The 19747-nt window shown below is 66.4% G+C and carries 18 protein-coding genes and 2 tRNA genes; 8 read left to right on the top strand and 12 right to left on the bottom strand.

Going from position 1 to position 19747, the window contains the following annotated elements; all coding sequences use genetic code 11:
• Position 1: 1 nt before the first annotated feature.
• A complete protein-coding gene (locus ACN22W_RS08150) occupies positions 2–499 on the bottom strand; it encodes a heme-degrading domain-containing protein (protein WP_129514465.1) in 498 nt (165 codons plus the stop codon).
• A 197-nt stretch (positions 500–696) separates the two neighbouring features.
• On the opposite strand from ACN22W_RS08150, the gene ACN22W_RS08145 reads away from it, so the two are divergent.
• From ACN22W_RS08145 to ACN22W_RS08115, 7 genes are all read left to right on the top strand, one after another.
• Positions 697–773 (top strand) — tRNA-Met (locus ACN22W_RS08145).
• A gap of 187 nt (positions 774–960) precedes the next feature.
• Positions 961–1506 carry an NUDIX hydrolase gene (locus tag ACN22W_RS08140; RefSeq protein WP_011351855.1) on the top strand — a complete coding sequence of 182 codons (546 nt, stop codon included), beginning with the start codon at positions 961–963 and terminating at the stop codon, positions 1504–1506.
• A gap of 11 nt (positions 1507–1517) precedes the next feature.
• Positions 1518–2282, top strand: a complete 765-nt coding sequence (gene aat, locus ACN22W_RS08135) for a leucyl/phenylalanyl-tRNA--protein transferase (RefSeq protein WP_048243898.1) — start codon at positions 1518–1520, stop codon at positions 2280–2282.
• A 33-nt stretch (positions 2283–2315) separates the two neighbouring features.
• The gene (locus ACN22W_RS08130; protein ID WP_048243899.1) at positions 2316–3146 is read left to right on the top strand and encodes an arginyltransferase; all 831 of its coding nucleotides are present in this window, start codon (positions 2316–2318) and stop codon (positions 3144–3146) included.
• 99 nt (positions 3147–3245) lie between these two features.
• A complete protein-coding gene (locus tag ACN22W_RS08125) occupies positions 3246–4283 on the top strand; it encodes a quinone-dependent dihydroorotate dehydrogenase (protein WP_129514464.1) in 1038 nt (345 codons plus the stop codon).
• Between the two features lie 106 nt (positions 4284–4389).
• Positions 4390–5184: a cystine ABC transporter substrate-binding protein gene (locus ACN22W_RS08120; RefSeq protein WP_129514463.1), complete on the top strand. Its 795-nt coding sequence runs from the start codon at positions 4390–4392 to the stop codon at positions 5182–5184.
• 122 nt (positions 5185–5306) lie between these two features.
• Positions 5307–5999: an amino acid ABC transporter permease gene (locus ACN22W_RS08115; RefSeq protein WP_048243905.1), complete on the top strand. Its 693-nt coding sequence runs from the start codon at positions 5307–5309 to the stop codon at positions 5997–5999.
• Positions 6000–6048: 49 nt separating this feature from the next.
• Here ACN22W_RS08115 and ACN22W_RS08110 read toward each other — a convergent pair whose 3' ends face one another.
• The 6 genes from ACN22W_RS08110 to rnr form a co-directional block, all read right to left on the bottom strand.
• Positions 6049–7035: a Gfo/Idh/MocA family protein gene (locus tag ACN22W_RS08110; RefSeq protein WP_129514462.1), complete on the bottom strand. Its 987-nt coding sequence runs from the start codon at positions 7033–7035 to the stop codon at positions 6049–6051.
• A 101-nt stretch (positions 7036–7136) separates the two neighbouring features.
• A complete protein-coding gene (locus ACN22W_RS08105; RefSeq protein ID WP_048243909.1) occupies positions 7137–7853 on the bottom strand; it encodes a FadR/GntR family transcriptional regulator in 717 nt (238 codons plus the stop codon).
• Between the two features lie 278 nt (positions 7854–8131).
• The gene (rpiA, locus tag ACN22W_RS08100) at positions 8132–8827 is read right to left on the bottom strand and encodes a ribose-5-phosphate isomerase RpiA (protein WP_129514461.1); all 696 of its coding nucleotides are present in this window, start codon (positions 8825–8827) and stop codon (positions 8132–8134) included.
• Positions 8828–8918: 91 nt separating this feature from the next.
• Positions 8919–9791, bottom strand: coding sequence for an N-acetylmuramoyl-L-alanine amidase (locus tag ACN22W_RS08095; protein WP_419687202.1), 873 nt, complete (start codon positions 9789–9791; stop codon positions 8919–8921).
• Between the two features lie 92 nt (positions 9792–9883).
• The gene (rlmB, locus tag ACN22W_RS08090) at positions 9884–10627 is read right to left on the bottom strand and encodes a 23S rRNA (guanosine(2251)-2'-O)-methyltransferase RlmB (RefSeq protein WP_048243915.1); all 744 of its coding nucleotides are present in this window, start codon (positions 10625–10627) and stop codon (positions 9884–9886) included.
• Positions 10628–10775: 148 nt separating this feature from the next.
• Complete coding sequence (gene rnr / locus ACN22W_RS08085) at positions 10776–13268, bottom strand: ribonuclease R (protein WP_343491449.1); 2493 nt, start codon at positions 13266–13268, stop codon at positions 10776–10778.
• A gap of 250 nt (positions 13269–13518) precedes the next feature.
• Between rnr and ACN22W_RS08080 the strand changes: the two genes are divergently transcribed.
• Positions 13519–13605 (top strand) — tRNA-Leu (locus ACN22W_RS08080).
• 299 nt (positions 13606–13904) lie between these two features.
• Here the strand turns inward: ACN22W_RS08080 and ACN22W_RS08075 are convergent.
• From ACN22W_RS08075 to ACN22W_RS08055, 5 genes are all read right to left on the bottom strand, one after another.
• Entirely contained in the window at positions 13905–14420 is a 516-nt protein-coding gene (locus ACN22W_RS08075; protein WP_419687201.1) for a cytochrome b, read from the bottom strand.
• 176 nt (positions 14421–14596) lie between these two features.
• Positions 14597–15556 (bottom strand): fimbrial protein, encoded by a 960-nt coding sequence (locus tag ACN22W_RS08070; RefSeq protein ID WP_419687199.1) that lies wholly within the window; start codon positions 15554–15556, stop codon positions 14597–14599.
• A gap of 5 nt (positions 15557–15561) precedes the next feature.
• Entirely contained in the window at positions 15562–18135 is a 2574-nt protein-coding gene (locus tag ACN22W_RS08065) for a fimbria/pilus outer membrane usher protein (protein WP_419687197.1), read from the bottom strand.
• 121 nt (positions 18136–18256) lie between these two features.
• On the bottom strand, positions 18257–18985 hold the full coding sequence (locus tag ACN22W_RS08060) for a molecular chaperone (protein ID WP_419687195.1): 729 nt from the start codon (positions 18983–18985) through the stop codon (positions 18257–18259).
• 17 nt (positions 18986–19002) lie between these two features.
• The gene (locus ACN22W_RS08055; RefSeq protein WP_193098269.1) at positions 19003–19524 is read right to left on the bottom strand and encodes a fimbrial protein; all 522 of its coding nucleotides are present in this window, start codon (positions 19522–19524) and stop codon (positions 19003–19005) included.
• Between the last annotated feature and the right edge of the window lie 223 nt (positions 19525–19747).

Genomic DNA, 19747 nt, shown 5'->3' with positions numbered 1-19747 from the left:
CTCAACTCCTCGCGAGGGCCAGCACGGCGTAGTCCTGGCCGAGCTCGGCACACAGCGCCTCGACGACGAATTCGTGGTCCGCGCGCTGCGGCAGCCCCGACGCGGTGATCGAGCCGATCACGCCGGCGCCCGCGACGGTCAGCGGAAACGCGCCGCCGTGCGGCGAATATTCGCCGATCGGCAGCCCGTGCTTGTCCGCCAGCGTCGCGCCGGCCTGCTGCATGCGCAGGCCGATTGCATACGAGCTGCGCCGGAAATGCGCGACGACGTTGCGCTTGCGGCGCACCCAGTCGGCGTTGTCGGGCGTCGCGCCGGCGAGCGCCGCGTAGAACAGCGGCTGGCCGAACGTGACGATGTCGATCGCGATCGCATGGCCGCGCGATGTCGCGAGGGCATGCATCCGGTTGCCGAGCGCCCACGCGCGGGCCGGGTCGAAATGGGGAAACACGAGCGCCTGTTCCTGCGCGCCGATCGATTGCAGATCGTGAGCGATGTCCATGAATCCGTCGATGCCGTAATGAGAATCGCAACGGCGCCGATGCGATCGCGCAAGGCGCCGTTGCCGAAGAGACGAAACAAACCGTTCGATTCTAGCGCACGCGCCCACCGTCCCGTCCCCACAAGACGCGACACGCGATTGTCAGAAAGTGCTTGCACGCGTTCGGGTAACTCCTTATAATTCATTTCTTCGACGGACGCGGGGTGGAGCAGTCTGGCAGCTCGTCGGGCTCATAACCCGAAGGTCGTAGGTTCAAATCCTACCCCCGCAACCAAACGTCCAGAATTACGCAAAAAGCCCGGCTCCGCGCCGGGCTTTTTGTTTTTCCGCACACGATTCTCTCCCCCTCTTCACGCACGTGCGTCCTGCGCTTCGCGCGGCACGCCGCCCGCATGCGCAGGCGTTCGAGAATGCCGCGCCCCGGTGATACACTCGCATTCACCTCGTCCCTTCCACTCGACATGAAATTCTGCTCCGTCTGCGGTCACGAAGTCATCGCGCGCATTCCTCCGGGCGACAACCGTGAGCGCTTCGTCTGCGATCACTGCGGCACGATCCACTACCAGAATCCGCGCAACGTCGTCGGCACGGTCCCGGTCTGGGGCGATCAGATCCTGCTGTGCCGCCGCGCGATCGAACCGCGCTACGGGTTCTGGACGCTGCCCGCGGGCTTCATGGAAATGGGCGAGACGACGGCGGAAGCCGCCGCGCGCGAAACGCTCGAGGAAGCCGGCGCGCGCGTCGAGGTGCAGAACCTGTTCACGCTGCTCAACGTGCCGCACGTGCATCAGGTTCACCTGTTCTATCTCGCGCGGCTCACCGATCCCGCCTTCGAAGCCGGCGAGGAAAGCCTCGAGGTGAAGCTGTTCGACGAAGCCGACATTCCGTGGGACGAGATCGCGTTCCCGACCGTCAGCCAGACCCTGCGATTCTTCTTCGCCGATCGCGCCGCGGGCGACTACGGCGTGCACACCGGCGATATCTTCCGCTCGCTGCGCAACGGCTGAGCCCGCGACCCATGGTCCCCTGGCTCGGCCCGGACGATCCGTTTCCGTCCATCGAACGCGCGCTCGGTCCCGCGACCGGCGCACCCGGGCTGCTCGCCGCGAGCGCCGACCTGCTGCCGTCCCGCCTGATCGACGCATACCGGCGCGGCATCTTCCCGTGGTACTCCGACGGCCAGCCCGTGCTGTGGTGGAGTCCCGACCCGCGCATGATCCTCGTGCCGGCCGAATTCAAGGTGTCGCCGTCGCTGCGCAAGACGCTGAAACGCGTGCTGCGCGGGCCCGAATGGGAAGTGCGCGTCGATCACGATTTTCCGGGCGTGATGCGTGCCTGCGCGCAGGCGCCGCGGCGCGGGCAGCGCGGCACGTGGATCACCGCCGAGATCATCGACGCGTACACGTCGCTCTATCGCTCCGGCAACGCGCACAGCATCGAGACGTGGCATGACGGGCGCCGTGTCGGCGGCCTGTACGGCGTGTCGTTCGGGCGGATGTTTTTCGGCGAGTCGATGTACGCGGATGCCACCGACGCATCGAAGATCGCGCTGGCCGCGCTCGTCGCCCACCTTCGCGAGCAGGGGCTGGAGATGATAGACTGCCAGCAGAATACGTCGCATCTAGCGTCGCTCGGCGGCCGCGAGATCGCACGCAAGGCCTTTGTCGCTCACGTGCGCAGCGCGGTAGCCGAACCGCCGATTCCGTGGCAGTTCGACAAGCGCGTGCTCGCCGCGCTGACGGGCCCCGCCGAAACGGCGGCGCCCTCCGGGATCGAGCGCTAGCGCGGCACTCCTTCCCTGCATCGAGAGCTGCCCATGACTCACCCGACTGAGCTGCCGCTTTCACCGCTTTCGGCGCTGCAATTCTATGCAACGGCGCCCTATCCGTGCAGCTATCTGGACGGCCGCATCGCGCGCTCGCAAGTCGCGACGCCGAGCCACCTGATCAACTCCGACATCTACACCGAACTCGTGAAGGCCGGCTTCCGCCGCTCGGGCGTCTTCACGTATCGCCCGTACTGCGACGGCTGCCGCGCATGCGTGCCGGTGCGCGTGCCGGTCGACGCGTTCGTGCCGTCGCGCACGCAGCGCCGGATGTGGAAGCGGCACCGCGCGCTCGTCGCGACGGTTTCGCCGCTGCACTACGACGAAGAGCACTACGCGCTCTACATGCGCTACCAGTCCGCGCGACACGCGGGCGGCGGCATGGATCGCGACAGCCGCGACCAGTACGAGCAGTTCCTGCTGCAGAGCCGGATCAATTCCCGCCTCGTCGAATTCCGCGACCTCGACGCGCCGGGCGGCGAGCCCGGCAAGCTGCGCATGGTCAGCATGATCGACATCCTTGGCGACGGGTTGTCGTCGGTCTACACGTTCTTCGAGCCTGACGACCGGCACACGAGCTACGGCACCTACAACATCCTGTGGCAGATCGAGCAGGCGAAAAGCCTCGGCCTGCCGTACGTGTACCTCGGCTACTGGATCCGCGAGAGCCCGAAGATGGCCTACAAGGCGAACTTCCACCCGCTCGAGGGGCTGATCGACGGCCGCTGGAAGACACTCGATCCGGAACGGATCGACCTGCCGCCCGTCGACGCGGCACTGGCCCGCGCGCCGTTGCCGGGCGGGCATTCCGGCTCGGGCTGACGCGCACCGCCGGGGGCGACGAAGCGAAGCGCGCCCCTGCCGCGCAACTCCCGGTAAAATAGCGGGTTGTCATTCATTCCGGCCGTCCGCCCAATTCCCGTGTTCAGTTCTCTCTATCCGCTGGCCCGCGCATCCCTGTTCAAAATGGATGCGGAAGACGCTCACCACCTCACGCTGCGCGCGCTCGGCGCGGCCGGCCGCACGGGCCTCGCCTGCGCGCTGTCGGCCCGCGTGCCCGACGCGCCGCGCACCGTGATGGGGCTCACGTTCCGCAACCCGGTCGGCCTCGCGGCCGGTCTCGACAAGGACGGCGCGGCCATCGACGGCCTCGCGGCGCTCGGCTTCGGCTTCATCGAAGTCGGCACGGTCACGCCCCGCCCGCAGCCCGGCAACCCGCGCCCGCGGATGTTCCGCCTGCCGCAGGCCGACGCGCTGATCAACCGGATGGGCTTCAACAACCACGGCGTCGACCAGTTCGTGAAGAACGTCCAGGCCGCCCGCTATCGCGGCATCCTCGGCCTGAACATCGGCAAGAACGCCGATACGCCGATCGAACGCGCCGCCGAGGACTACCTGTACTGCCTCGAGCGCGTGTACCCGTTCGCGAGCTACGTGACGATCAACATCTCGTCGCCGAACACGAAGAACCTGCGCCAGCTGCAGGGCGCGGGCGAGCTCGACGCGCTGCTCGCCGCGCTGAAGGACAAGCAGCAGCGCCTCGCCGACCTGCACGGCAAGCTCGTGCCGCTCGCGCTGAAGATCGCGCCCGATCTCGACGACGAACAGGTCAAGGAAATCGGCGACACGCTGCTGCGCCACAAGATCGAAGCGGTCATCGCCACCAACACGACGCTGTCGCGCGCGGCCGTCCAGGGCCTGCCGCATGCGGACGAAGCCGGCGGCCTGTCGGGCCGCCCGGTGTTCGACGCGTCGAACGAGGTGATTCGCAAGCTGCACGCCGAAGTGGGCAGCGCAGTGCCGATCATCGGCGTCGGCGGCATTTTCTCGGGCGAGGACGCCCGTGCAAAGCTCGCGGCCGGCGCGGCGCTCGTCCAGCTCTATACGGGCTTCATCTATCGCGGCCCCGCACTCGTCGCCGAATGCGTGAAGGCCGTCGCCCGCGAGCCTGCCGCGTAAGTAATATAGGCATAAACAAACGATATTTATCGATCGATTGCGTTTTTGCTATCATCGATCGCACTATCAGAACAGAAGCCCCCACCGGGGCAAGGAAGCTCACACGATGAAATTTTCGCTGCTGAAGAAGCTGCTGGTTGCCGGCGTGATCGGCACGTCGTTCGCCGCCGCCACCGCGCATGCGGCCGACCTCCTCGACCAGGTGAAACAACGCGGCACGCTGCGAATCGGCCTTGAAGGCACGTTCCCGCCGTTCAACTCGAAGAACCCGCAAGGCGAACTCGTCGGCTTCGACGTCGACATCGCGAAGGCCGTGGCCGCGAAGCTCGGCGTGAAGGCCGAATTCGTAACGACCGAATGGAGCGGCATCATCGCCGGCCTGCAGGCCGGCAAGTTCGACGTGATCGCCAACCAGGTCGGCATCACCGACAAGCGCAAGGAAACGCTCGACTTCTCGCCGGCGTACACGTATTCGTCCGCGCAGCTGATCCAGCGCAAGGACGACACGCGCCAGTTCAAGTCGCTGGATGACCTGAAAGGCAAGAAGCTCGGCGTCGCGCTCGGCACGAACTACATGGACATGGCGAAGTCGGTGCCCGGCATCGACGTGAAGACGTACCCGGGCGCGCCCGAGTACCTGCGCGATCTCGCGGCCGGCCGCCTCGACGCAGCGCTCAACGACCGCCTGATGCTCGCCTACCTGACGAAGAATTCGCAGCTGCCGCTGCGCCCGGGCGCGAACGTCGGCTCGGCGAACCCGTCGGGCATCCCGTTCAAGAAGGGCAACCCGCAGTTCCAGAAGGCGATCGACGACGCGATGGCGCAACTCGAGGCCGACGGCACGTTCACGAAGATCTCGGACAAGTGGTTCGGCATCGACGTGACGAAACCGATCAAGTAAGCACGCCTGCATTTCCCGCCTGACGGCGGGCCGAACAGGGCGGCATCAGCAACGATGCCGCCCTTTGTTTTATTCGTCCGGTTTATGATTGCGCTTCCGCGCAAGCATTCGATTCGTATTCCATGTCGACAACGTCCCTGCTCGTCCAATCGCTGCCGGTGCTCGCCCAGGGCGCCGTACTGACCGTCAAGTTCGCCGTACTGTCGATGGTGTTCGGCCTGCTCGGCGCCGTCATGCTCGCGATGATGGGCATCCGCCAGAGCGAACCGCTCGAAGGCTTCGAACGCATCTGGGTCAACGCGCTCGCGTGGCTGGCGCGCGCGTACGTGAGCCTGATGCGCGGCACGCCGCTGCTCGTGCAGATCTTCGTGATCTACTACGGGCTGCCGAGCCTCGGCATCTCGCTCGACCCGACGCCGGCCGGCGTCATCGCGCTGTCCGCGAACGTCGCGGCTTACATGTCCGAAAGCATGCGCGGCGCAATCAACGGGATCGCGCGCGGCCAATGGCTGGCCGCGTACAGCCTCGGGCTGTCGTGGGGGCAGACGCTGCGTTACGTGATCGGCCCGCAGGCGCTGCGCATCGCGGTGCCGAGCCTGTCGAACAGCCTGATCAGCCTGATCAAGGACACGTCGCTCGTGTCCGTGATCACCGTGACCGAACTGCTGCGCAGCGCGCAGGAAGTGATTGCGGCGACCTATCAGCCGCTGCCGCTCTATCTTGCCGCCGCGGCCGTGTACTGGATCCTGTGCCAGATCCTCGAGTGGGTGCAGCGCTGGTACGAAAAACGCCTGTCGCTGCCGTCGCGGCACTGAGCGCACGCCATCCGCCGGGCACGCGTGCCCGGCGCCCCACTTTCTCCGCTTACTCGCCCGAATAGCGCACGCCGAGCGCGGCGCGCGCCGCATCGGTCATCGCGATCATCTGCCGCGAATGGTCGTGCGTCATGATCGGGCTCTCGGTTGCGCCCGCGCGCAGCAGGTCGCAGAAATGCGCGGTCTCGTAGTTCAACCCGCCGCCGTCGACCGGCGCGTCGAGTTCGACCGACCGCCCGTCCGCATAGCGGATCGTCGCGCGTGCGGGGTTCCACCACTTCTCGTGAATCGTCACGTGACCGCCGGCCGCGGCGATCAGTGCGTCACCGCGTCCCATCACGTCGAGCCCGCAAAAAAGCTGGGCGATCCCGCCGTTCGCATGCACGCTGTTCAGGCTCGCGAACATGTCGACACCCGTCGCGCCGACGCGGCCGAGCGTCTGCACGTCGAGCGCCGCGCCGAGCCAGTCGACCGCGAGAAATGCCTCGTAGATCCCGATATCGAGCAGCGCGCCGCCCGCGCGATCGAGGCGATAGACGGGATGGTCGTCCGGTACGGACGACGACGCGCAGCCCGCCCGCACGAGCCGGATCTCGCCGATCGGATCGTCCCGCAGGTGCGCGCGCAGCTGACGGTACAACGGAAAGAACGGCGGCTTCATCGCTTCCATGAAAAGCCGCCCGGCGTCGCGTGCCGCACGCAGCACGGTGTCGAGTTGCGCCGCGTTCAGCGTCGCGGGTTTTTCGCACAGCACGGCCTTGCCGGCGGCAAGTGCGGCCAGCGTGTACTGCGCGTGACTGTCATGGAGTGTCGCGATATAAACCGCGTCGATATCGCTCGCGAGGAGCGCCTCAAGGCTCGTGGCAGGCGTGCCGCCGCACGTCCCGCAAAAGGCTGCCGCTGCGTCGGCGCGGCGGGCCCAGGCACCGGCGAGCGTGGCACCCGGCACGTGTGCGAGGCTTTGCGCGAAGCGGCGCGCAATGCTGCCCGCACCGACGATGCCGAAGCGCACCGGGCGTTGGTCGTTGTCGTTCATCCTGATCTTCCGTGTCGGTCGTATGACGGTGACCGGCACGCTGCCGGTCGGCCGTCATGATAAACGGCTCGCCAGCACTCGGATGAGCGACACGAACAACGTCAGGCACGCACCGGCACGTCGACAGAGAAATCGCGCGAGATCTCGTCGGCGCTGAAATCGATCAGCGCCAGCGAGGCCGCTTCGGCCTCGCGCGGATCGCGCCGCTCGATCGCGTCGACGACACGCGCATGCGCCTTCACGGCAATCTCGTGCGCCCCCTCCTTCTGCACGACGCGCGGATTCACGAGACGCACCGCACCGCGCACGATCGCCGCCATCTGCTGGAAGAACTGATTGCCGCTCGCCTGCACGATCCGCGTGTGCAGCAACTCGTCCGCCGTGTCGTAGCCCGTGTCGCCAGGCTGCAGCACCTTGAACGCATCGAACGCCTCGCGGATACCCGCGATGTCAGCCGCCGTCGCACGCACCGCCGCCTGCGCGGTCGCACGTGGTTCGATCAGCATCCGGAATTCGATGACGTCGCGCATGAACTGTGGATCGGGTTTTGCCCGAAACCGCCAGCTCACCACGTCTTCGTCGATCATGCGCCAGTCACGCATCGGCCGCACGCGCGTGCCGACTTTCGGCCGAACGTCCAGCATGTCGCGCGCAAGCAACATCGACAACGCTTCCCGCATCACGGTGCGACTCACATCGAACTCTTTCGATAACACGTCTTGCGGCGGCAAAATGCCGCCGTACTTGTCTTCGACGATACCCGAGACAAGCCCATCCATCACTTTGGCGACCAGTGACCGGTCTTTGCCCTGCTCCATAACACCTCCCCGTGCGTCGATTTGCGAACACCTGCTCCGCAGTTCCGCCGGCCCTGGTTACTACTGTTCTTATGATCTATAAGTTGATGAGTTCGGGGATATTTCGCTATCTGGTAAACACCTGACAGGGTTATCCCTCTTTTTGACGGGGTGATTTATAAGGCTTCAAAAAAGGCCCGGGAAGCGCACTGCGCTTGCCGGGCCCCGGTTTCCACAAGATTTAAACATTCAATCCATTACGGATGTAACACGCCGTTACGGACTGCTTTTCATTTCTTTCAATTAGCCGAATACACGATCGTTTCAACGCCGTTTTCCGTGCCGAGCAAGCACAGATTCGCGCCGCGCTCGGCGAACAAACCGACCGTCACGACGCCCGGCCATGCATTCACCTGTGCTTCGAAACCGCGCGGATCGGCGATCTGCAGCCCCTTCACGTCGATGATCTCGTTGCCGTTGTCGGTGATGTAGGGTGCACCGTCCTTCGTCACGCGCAGCACCGGCACGCCGCCGAGCTCAGTCACGCGCCGGCCGATCGCCGTGCGTGCCATCGGCACGACCTCGATCGGCAGCGGGAACGCGCCGAGCACCGGCACGCGCTTGCTGGCGTCCGCGATGCAGACGAACGTGTCGGCGACCGACGCGACGATCTTCTCGCGCGTCAGCGCGCCGCCACCGCCCTTGATCATCGCGCCGCTCGCATCGATCTCGTCGGCGCCGTCGACGTACACCTGCAGCGAATCGACCTCATTCAGGTCGAACACCTTGATGCCGTGCGATTTCAGGCGCTCGGTCGTTGCGACGGAGCTCGACACGGCGCCGCGGTAGCGCGACTTGACGACGGCGAGCGCGTCGATGAAGCAGTTGGCGGTCGAGCCGGTGCCGACGCCGATCACGGCGCCTTCCGGCACGTTCTGGATCACGTAGTCGGCGGCGGCCTGGCCGACGAGGCGTTTGAGTTCGTCTTGAGTCATGGAGTGGTCATGCTGCGGGTTTGCGGAAAACCGCCAGTTTACCGGACTCGGATGACAGCCCGCGTTTTTCGGCGCGCGGTGCGCCGCGGGTTCAGGGCGCGCCCGCCGCGGGCGCATTGTCCGCCGTTTGCGAGCCGGGGAAGTATTTGTCGAGCAACGCCTGCGCGATCGCATCGCTTTCCGCGTCCGGATTGCCCGCGTAGTCGGACGGACGGAAATGCATCTGGAACGCCGCGAACACGCGTCGCGTACGTGCATCGAGCACGCCGTCGGTCGGCACGTCGTAGCCGTAGCGCGCGAGCTTGAGCTGCAGTTCGCGCACATCGGCCGGCGCATGCGGATCGCGACCGCCGAGCCGCGCGGCAACCGTCGCATCGTCCGGCCATGCGCCGACGCCGGCCTGGGCCAGCGCGTGCCACGGAAACAGCGGCCCCGGATCGATCTTGCGTTGCGGCGCGATATCGCTGTGCCCGACCACGCGCGTCGGCGGAATCGCGTAGCGCGCGACGATGTCCTTCGACAGGCGGATCAGCGCCTCGACCTGTTCGGGCGGATACGGCTGCCAGGTGCGATTCTGCGGATCGAGCGGGCCGCGGTTCACGTTCTCGATGCCGATCGACGCCGCGTTCAGCTCGGTCGTGCCCTGCCACTCGCTGACGCCCGCGTGCCATGCGCGTTGCGATTCCGGCACGAGCTGGTAGACGACGGGCATCCCGCGTTCGATACGCGGCTGCGGCGGCACGACGTAATGCACGCTGACCGAATCGCCCGTCAGCGTGCGCAGCGATTTCGCTTCGTCGCTTTCGGTGTAGTGCATCACGAGAAAACGGATCCGCGAATCGGCACCGCGCGCGTGTTGGCTCGTGTCGGCATAGTAGGTGCCGCGTTCGACGAGCGACGGCGACGTGCAGGCTGCCAGCAGGCACAACACGGCGCAGGATGCGCCAACACGAAGCAGGGTCATCGGTCGCGAATTCCGGGGAGCCGCGTGCCGCGTCGCATCGCGGCACGCGTCGTTCGGGTCGGGCCCGCGCGCATCGCGCGAGACGGGCTGCGTCAGCCCTTCACGCGCCGCTGGCGCACGGCTTCGTACAGGCACACGCCGCTTGCGACCGACACGTTCAGGCTTTCCACGCTGCCGGCCATCGGGATGCTCATCACATCGTCGCAGGTGTCGCGCGTGAGCCGGCGCATGCCTTCGCCTTCCGCGCCCATCACGAGCGCGACGGGACCGTCGAGCTTCGTGTCGTAGAGCGTCGACGACGCCTCGTCCGACGTGCCGATGATCCACACGCCGGCTTCCTTCAGTTCGCGCAGCGCGCGGGCGAGGTTCGTCACCGTGATGTACGGCACCGTATCGGCCGCGCCGCTCGCCACCTTGGCCGCGGTCGCGTTCAGGCCGACCGCACGGTCGCGCGGCGCGATGACCGCGTGCGCACCCGCCGAATCGGCAACGCGCAGGCACGCGCCGAGGTTGTGCGGATCGGTGACGCCGTCGAGCACGAGCAGCAGCGCGGGGCCCTGGATGCCGTCGAGCAGCTCGGACAGGTTTTGCGCGAGCGGGACGTCCTCGACGCGCGCGACGACACCCTGGTGACGCTCGGTATGGGCGAGGCCCCACAGGCGCGTTTCGTCGGCCGCGATCAGCCGCACGCCCGCTTCCTTCGCGGTGTGCAGGAAGTCCTGCATGCGGCGGTCGCGGCGCGTCTGGTCGTACAGCACCTCCGCAACCGTCGATGCATCGTGCCGCAAACGTGCGGTCACCGCATGAAAACCGTAAAGAACCTTCAGACGTGACATGACTGGAACAACCTTCGATCAAACGTGCGGCCGCGCGACGCGCGCGGCCGCGATCCATGGAAAAGGAAAGCGCCGCGTTGCCGGCCGATGACCGGTGACGCGGCGTCTCTCGATACTGCAGGGCGTGCGCTTGCGCCGCCCCGAACGCTCAATACTTCTTGCGGGCGCGTGTCTTCTTCGCGGTCGGCTTTGCCGCCGCACCGCCACCACCACCGCTACCGCCATTACCGCCCTTCTTCTTCGCGGCGGTACGCGCGGCGCGCGCTTCCTGTACCGCGACGCTCGGTGCGCTCGCGGCCTTCTTGCGACGCGGTGCGGAGTCCTCCGCCGGCGGCAACGCACGCACGCGCGGGCCGTTGCCGTTGCGATCGGCGCCTGCGGCAGCCGGCGCGGGCGACGGACGCGGCGCCTTCACCGGCGTATCGCGCACGAGACGGAAATCGATCTTGCGCGCGTCGAGATCGACACGGCTGACCTGCACGCGCACGCGGTCCGACAAGCGATAGCGGATGCCCGTCCGTTCGCCGCGCAGCTCGTTCTTGATCTCGTCGTACTGGAAGTAGTCCGAGCCGAGTTCCGTAACGTGCACGAGCCCTTCGATGAAGAGCGTGTCGAGCTGCACGAAGATGCCGAACGACGTCACGCCGTTCACCATCCCGCCGTACTCCTCGCCGAGCTTGTCGCGCATGAAGTAGCACTTGAGCCATGCCTCGACGTCGCGCGACGCCTCGTCCGCACGCCGCTCGTTCGCCGAGCAGTGCAGGCCGAGCTCTTCCCAGATCGCCGTGTTCGGGCGCGAGCGGCCGCGCGTTTCGTCGTCGGCCTGCTGCATCGCGCGGGCGCGCGGCGACAGCGCGGTGTTCAGCTCGAAGCCGTCCGGCGCCTTCGGCACGTACTTCTTGCCGGACAGGATCGCGTAGATCGCGCGGTGCGTGAGCAGGTCGGGATAACGGCGGATCGGGCTCGTGAAGTGCGCATACGCCTCGTACGCGAGACCGAAGTGGCCGATGTTGTCCGGGCTGTAGACGGCCTGCTGCATCGAGCGCAGCAGCATCGGCTGCAGCATCTGTGCGTCGGGCCGGTCGCGAATCTGCGCCATCAGCGCCGCGTAGTCGCTCGCATGCGGCTTGTCGCCGCCGCCGAGCGACAGGCCCATGCCGCGCAGGAACGCGCGCAGGTTCTCGAGCTTCTCCGGCGTCGGCCCCGCGTGCACGCGGTACAGGCCCGGATGCTTGTTGCGCTTCAGGAAATCGGCCGCGCAGACGTTCGCGGCCAGCATGCACTCCTCGATCAGCTTGTGCGCATCGTTGCGCTGGCGCGGCACGATCTGCTCGATCTTGCCCTGCGAGTTGCAGACGATGTAGGTCTCGGTCGTGTCGAAGTCGATCGCGCCGCGCTTCTGCCGTGCGGCGAACAGCGACTTGTAGACGCCATACAGATCCTGCAGGTGCGGCAGCAGGTCCGCGCGGCGCGCGGCCTCCGGCCCCTTCGTGTTCGACAGCACGGCCGCGACTTCGGTGTACGTGAGGCGTGCAGCCGAATGGATAACGGCCGGATAGAACTGATACGCCTTGATCTCGCCGCGCGCGGTGATCACCATGTCGCACGCGAGCACGCAGCGGTCGACCTGCGGATTCAGCGAGCACAGGCCGTTCGACAGTTTTTCCGGCAGCATCGGAATCACGCGGCGCGGGAAATAGACCGACGTGCTGCGTTCGAGCGCGTCGGCATCGAGCCCGCCGCCCGGCTGTACGTAGTGCGACACGTCCGCGATCGCGACGATCAGGCGGTAGCCGTCGCCGCGACCGACCTTGACCGGCTCGCAGTAGACGGCGTCGTCGAAGTCGCGGGCGTCCTCGCCGTCGATCGTCACGAGCGGCACGTCGCGCAGGTCGACGCGGAACCGCAGGTCGGTCGGCCGCACCTTGTCGGGCAGCGCGGCGGCTTCGTCGAGCGCCGGCTGGCTGAATTCATGCGGCACGCCGTACTTGCGCACCGCGATTTCGATTTCCATGCCCGGATCGTCGATATCGCCGAGCACTTCGACGACACGGCCGAGCGGCTGCGAATGACGGCTCGGGAAATCGGTCAGCTCGACGACGACGACCTGCCCGACCTTCGCCTTCTTCACGTTCTGCGTGATCAGGATGTCGTGGCCGATGCGCTTGTCTTCCGGCGCGACGATCAGCGCACCGTTCTCGTTGAGCAGGCGGCCGATCACGCGCTTGTTCGCGCGATCGGTGACTTCGACGACATGCCCTTCCGGGCGGCCGCGGCGATCGTAGCCGACGATCCGCGCGAGCACGCGATCGTTGTGCATCACCTTCTGCATTTCGCCGTTCGGCAAGAACAGATCGTCCTGGCCGTCGTCGCGAATCACGAACCCATAGCCGTCGCGATGCCCTTGCACGCGCCCGGCGACGAAGTTCGACGGATGGGTCAACTGGTAGTGGCCACGCTTGTCGAGGCGGATCTGGCCGTCGCGTTCCATCGCGGCGACACGCCGGAAGAACCCCTCGCGCTCCTGACGCTTGATCGACAATGCTTCGGCGATGTCGTTGGCGGCCAGCGGCGCGTCGCTCGTACGCAGCACGCCGAGAATCTCTTCACGGCTTGGAATGGGGTACGGATATTTGCTCAAGGGTTTGTCGATGATTGTTCTCGTTGCGTTGACCGATGGTGCACGGCATCAACATAGAGGTGTCCGTCAGACAGTTCTATATTGACGGCGGCGGACCATTCTATCATCCGCCTGTGTCACCAAATAACGGGGAATGCCGCGGGCCGGCGCGACGGCGGCCGGTTTGCGATGCGTCGCAAAAAAGTGTTGACACGAATAATTGGGGCGCTATAATTTCGCTTCTTTGCAGCAAGCAGCTACTGCAAAACGTGCCCAGGTGGCGGAATTGGTAGACGCACTAGGTTCAGGTCCTAGCGGTGGCAACATCGTGGAGGTTCGAGTCCTCTCCTGGGCACCATCTGTTTTTAAAAAGGTCGGCTTTTGCCGGCCTTTTTTCATTTCCGGCCCAGGAAGCAAAGCGCCTGCGCGCTTTGCGTGAGGACTCGAAAGGCTGCGCTTACAAGCGCAGCCGGGGTCGCGCATGGGTGACCGAGTCCTCTCCTGGGCACCATCTGTATTTAAAAAGGTCGGCTTCTAGCCGGCCTTTTTCTTTTTCAGGCCCAGGAAAGCAAAATACCCGGGCGCCTTGCACGCCCGGGCTGACATCTGCCCCCTATTCTCCGAAAACGCATCGCTTCCGGCACGACGGAAGCTGCATCACAGCATCCGCTTCAGCACGTCGTTCTTCGACACGAAATGATGCTTGAGCGCCGCGCCCGCATGTGCCGCCACCAGCAAGGCCAGCGTATAGCAGCCGATCCGGTGGAGTACGAACCAGTGTTCGGTCACCGGCCCCGCGCTGAACGGCGTCTTCACGTAAACGATCCCGAACAGCCAGTAACCGTCCGGCACCATCACGAACCCGCTGAACAGGACGAACGCGACGAGCACGTAAATCAACGAGTGCACCAGATGCGCGATCGCGCGCTGACCCTGCGGGACCGACTCGACGTCGGGCGGCGTCCGGCGGAAGAACGACCATACGTACCGCAGCGGAAACAATACGATCAGGCAGCTCGCGAGCGACATGTTGAGCGTCGACACGAAGCGCCAGAGCCCCGGATCGGTGATGAAGTGCAGCGCGAAGCCGGCCGCCATCGTGTACAGGATCACGACCGCGAAGATCCAGTGCAGCGCGCGGGAGAAGCGATCGTATCGGCCGTCGGCGGACAACGTTCGCTGCGTTTGTATCGGGTAAGCCACCTGCATGATTCATCCTTTATCGATTGTCGGTTCATGGTTGCCATGGATAAGTGGATGAAATTATCGAGGTCGAATCCGCTGCCGATAATCAATCTCAAGGATTTCAAAATATCCGGCGCGACAACGCTCCGCCCTGCCGGCCGCCATCAGCGCATCTCGATCAGGAATGTCATCACGCTGTCGCCGGAGCCCGCCGTTACGCGTTCGCCGTACTGGTAGTACTGCGCGATGAACGGCAATGTGGTCGCCCCGACCTTCGCGTCGCCGAGGCCGTGCCACGCGTTCAGCATCACGGGCACATCGTCCTTCAGCACGCGAATCCCGACACCTTGTGCCGCGTCGTCGCCTTGCAGCTTCAATATGTCCGTGGTGCCCGGCACGGTCTCGCCGAGCAACTGGATCGACAGCGGCGTCGGCCGCGGATCGCCGTACGGGCTGCACGTCAGGTCGATCGCGAATTCGCGCGATGCACGAGCCGCGCCCGGACCGTCGAACGCGGTCGCGGGCACGGCCCCGAGCGGAACGACGAGGTGCTTCGAATCGGTGTTGACCGTGCATGCGACGCCTCGCACGTAGCTGCTCGTGACGTGCTTGCGCACGACGTTGTGGTCGGGATCGCCGATCGCAGCCGACGCGTCGATGCTCAGCGCCTGGCCCTGCAGGAAGCCGGGCGTCACCGGCCCGGTCTTGACGAGTTCCATGTCGATCACGTACTCGCGCGCACTGCCGTCGCCCGGGTGCACGCCGAGCAGGCCGTCGGTGTTGCCGCCGAGATTTTCGCCATCGCGCGTCACGCGCAGCGCAAGTCCTGGCAGGTTGGTTGCCCACAGGTTCATGCCCGGCAGCGCGCCAAACTCGCTCGAATACCGCAGATTGCGCGGCTCGGCATCGTTCTGGCCGTTCAGCGAGCAGGTGACGGTCAGCGTGAACCGGGTCGACTCGACGACACCGCCGACCTCGACGAGGTCGGCGGCCATCGGGCCGAATTCGATCGGATTGAAATCCTCGGGCGCGCTCAGGCAGGTGGCGAATGCAGGCGCCGCGCCGAACGTCAGCGCGGCAAGCGCGGCCCAGCGACACAGGCGCGTGGCAAATCGGGAAGTCACGGGTTTCATGATCGGGATGATGGCGAGGAAGAAGCGTCGGCCCGGAGCGCGGGATGCGTGCGCGAGCAGACGACGTCGAGTTCGGGGAAATGGCGAGGCGCGGTCGATTCGCCCATGTCGTACGACAGCCCGCAACGCTCGTCCGGACGCGCGCCCCAGCGCACGAGCAGATCGCCGGCGCGCTCGACGCCGGTGACGAAACCCTGGCCGTTCGGGCCGACCATGCCGACTTCCTTGCCGTCCGTTGTCAGCACGGCGGCGCCGAACGGCACCGGCTTGCCGGTGTCGTCGGCCACGTCGAGCATCAGGCGCCCCGCCTCGACTTCGAACGGCGCCAGCACGACCGCCCCGCGTGTCGGCACGACGTGCACGATCGCGTTGCGAATCTCGAGCTGGCGATCGAGTTCAGCCGTGCGCAGTGCGACGCGATTCTGTCGGTACGGCACGACATGCGGCACGACCGCATAACCCGCGCGGTCGGTGCGTACGCCGGCGTGCGCGATCACGCCCACGTTGGCCGCGCCCTCGCTGCGCACGAGCGCGACGGTTTCGCCGAGCGGCTGCGACAGCGTGACGCCGCCGCCATGCACGAGCACGCCGCCCGCCGCGCTGACCGACGTCTGCGAACCGCTGCGCGCCTGGTTGTGAGTGGCCGCGAACTGGCCGGCCGACGCGCGATAGTTCAGGTTCACCGCACCGCCCACGCCGTTCGCCGAACGATCGGCGTCGACGCCGTAACTCAGGCGATCGTCGGCCAGCAGCGTGCCGAACACGCCCACGCGCTGCTCGGTGCCGGCCGTACCGGCGATCAGCGTCGCACTGCCGTACGCCCGCGCCGCCGCACGCGCGCCGCCCATCGGAATCGAGAGGTTCAGCGACACCTGCCGGCTGCTCGCACCACGCGCGCGCGATTCGTTGCTCAGGTTCACGTTGTACGACACGCGCGAAACGCTGCCCGCGTAGCCGAGCTGCACCAGCCGGTCCTGCCCCGCGCCGTCGCGGTACGTACGCCGGCTCGCGCTGACGTACAGCGAACCCGCCCGCCCGAGGTTCTGCGATACGCTCAGATCGCCGCGGCTGCGCTTGCCGGCGCGATATGCCCAGTTGTCGACCGACGCCGCGTAACGCACCGCAATGTCGGACAGGCTGCGATAGCCGGCCGAATAATAATGGTGCGCGGCGCGCAGTTCCGTGCCGGTCGACGCGAACGCCTTCGCGAACATCACGCGCGCCGCGCTGCCGGCCCCCGCCCGCCCCTTGTGGTCACGGTGGCGCGCATGCACGAGATCGACTGAAACCGCGCCGACCCGCGGCATGTTGCGCGCCACGCCGGCCGCCAGTGCGGCATACCCGCTCGCGAACGTCGCGCCGCCGTAGACCGTGATCTCGCCCGGCAAGCCGTAGGCGGCACTCGCCGACGTAAACCATTGCGGCCGGTCGGAATCGGCGCGCAAGCGCCCCGCGGCCGCGCGATACGACCACGCGTTCTGGCGCAGCAGCGTCGGAATGCTCGCCGACGACTGGATGAAGCTGCGCGCTTGCCCGTCCGCCTCGACGATCGTCACGTCGAGATCCGCGTTCGATGCGACCGCGTACAGGTCGTCGATCTCGAACGGGCCCGGCGGCACGTAATTGCTGTAGATGAGATAACCGTTCTGGCGGATCTCGACCTTCGCATGACTTTGCGCAATGCCGCGCACGACGGGTGCGTAGCCGCGCTGGCTGTCCGGCTGCATCGTGTCGTCGGACGCGAGCTGCACGCCCTGGAACGCCACGCTGTCGAACACGATATCGGACGTGAAGCTGTCGCCGAGCGTCACGCGGCTGCGCCACGCGGGAATGTCGCGCTCGAGATAGGTATTCGTCAACTGCGTCTGCAACCCCGACGCGTTGTGGTTCACCATCGCGCTGCCGCGCAGCCGCCATGCGCCGAGGTTCAGCCCCGCGCGCACGCTGGCGTAGGCTTCGGTCGCCTGGCCGGACGGCAAATCGCCGTAACGACGCTGCGCGGCGTTGACGCGGTAGTCGAAACGCATCGCGTCGATGCCTTCGTCCCATCGCGACGGATCGACCGAGCCGCGCGGCACGCGCTTCATTTTCGCCTGCGGCACCGTCAGCGACAGCGTCTGGCGATCTGGGTCCACCGCGACGGTCGCGTCCGGCATCGTGTTGCGCGGGTCGACGCACATCGCTGCGCGGTCGTTTGCGCCGTCGTTTGCGCCAGCTTCGGCAAGCAGCGGAAACGCCGCCACGTTCACGCCGAACGCATCCAGTTGCGCGGTGCTCACGCAGGGCCGTACCGACTCGTCGCGGGCATCGCGCTCGAAACGGACGTCATGCGGACCGTACGATTCACCATTCACCGTCACCTCGACCGGATGCACGCCGGGCAGCAGCACGTTCGCTTCGGAGAATGCGTCGAGATCCACGTCCGCCTGCGTGTTGCCGAACGCGAGGAATGCGGGATTGAATGCCGTCTGCGCGTGCGCGGACCCACCGCCCGCGATCGGCAAGCCGAGCGCGGCGGTCGAGGCGAGCGCGAGCACGCATCGGCGCAGCAGGTGAAGGCGTCGTGTCATGAACGAAGACGCGGCCGCGCCGGACGAGCGCGGGCCACGTGTATGAAGTCGGGGTAATCGAAAGGGTCGGAAACTGCGGCGTGCTAAGCGGCCGTCGGCACGCTTCGCACGCCACGTCGCATCAGGCGTCGTCGGCCGGCATCGTCACCGTGACGGGCGGCGTCACGGCGCCGTAGTCGTTGATCGTGCTGAACGTCAGCGCACCCGGCTGCGTCGCCATCGCCCGGATCGTGCGCAGCGGGTAGGTCGTCGTTTGCAGCGGCGGCGCCATCTCGAGATCGACGTCCTCGGCGGCACCGGCGTCCACGCCGATCTTCGCGAACGTGACGTGATAAGGCGTCGGATTGTGCACCGACAGCAGCGCGCCGTCGCTCGACGGCACGATGCGCCACGTCAGCGCCGCGGGCGCGTCGGCGGCCGAGCCGGTCAACCCCTGCGGCCGGTAGAACGCCTTGAGGCGCGTCTGGATCGCGATCTGCAGCACGTTCTCCTGCTTCGGCGCAGCCGGGATCTCCTTCACGTTCAGCCACAGCATCGATTCGCGGTCGGCCGGCAGCGCATGCTTGACGCGCATCACGCGCAACAGGTTTTCCTTGCCGGGATCGAGCCGCGACAGCGGCGGCGTGACGAAGAACGGCGCCTTCGCGCTGCCTTCCCCCTGCCCGCCATCGATCCATGCCTGCACGACATACGGCTGGCCGTCCGTGTTCTTCACGGGCACGACAGCCTCGCGCCTGTCCTCGTGCAGGATCACGCGCGTCGCGCCCACCACGATGCCCGCGAGCGCACCGTGGGTCACGCACAGGCCGAGCATGCACGCGAGCATGCGGTGCACGAATCGAGTCGTCATCGGTCGATCCCCTGCGCTCAACGGTAATGCAGCGTGAACGACGCCGTGCCGTTCGCCTCGCCCGCCTCGGTCTGGTCGGAAGTCGAGACGTAGTTCGCGGCGAAGTTCAGCACGTTGCTGCCCGGCGTCAGCTGGAGCGTGTCGGTCTCGCTGTTGATGCCGATCGGCTCGCCGTCGTCGTGCATCAACTGGATGCCGACGCCTTTCGCGTCGTCCGTGCCGCCGCTGCCGATCGCGAGCAGCGTCGGATCGTCGCCGTGCGCCATGCCTTCGAACTGCGCACGCACGCCGTTCAACTGGTCGTCGCACGCGCTCAGCGCGATCTGGAACGGCACGCGACGGCTCTCCTGGCCCGCCGCGGCAAGCTGGTCGACACCGATCGCACCGAGCGGCACCTGGATATTGCTGTTGTCGATCTGGCAGGTCGTCGCGACGATCTTGCCGTGGAAGTTGATCGTGCCGTCCGCCGCCAGCGCGGACGTCGATCCGAATGCCGCCATCAGCGCGACAAACACGAGATGCTTTTGGTACTGTTTCATCGAATGCCTGAGAAGAAAGGTGAGGATGTCCGTTGCCAGTCCGTGACAGCGGAACAGCGAACCCGTCGAGTTCGCAGGCATTATTCCGGCCGCGCCGTGGCGGCCAAACAAATCTGGAAGAATCCTCAATGCGCGATCGCGATCGCGCGCAGGCAGGCCGAACACGCCGCTCGAACCGGCGGCGGCAATCGATGAGCAGGAAGAGCCGAATGACCGGCTCGCG

This window comes from Burkholderia theae (assembly GCF_048565265.1).
GTDB classification, from domain to species: Bacteria; Pseudomonadota; Gammaproteobacteria; order Burkholderiales; family Burkholderiaceae; genus Burkholderia; species Burkholderia theae.
The sequence above is the reverse complement of the archived record's forward strand: the minus strand, read 5'-3'. Positions and strand labels throughout refer to the sequence as shown.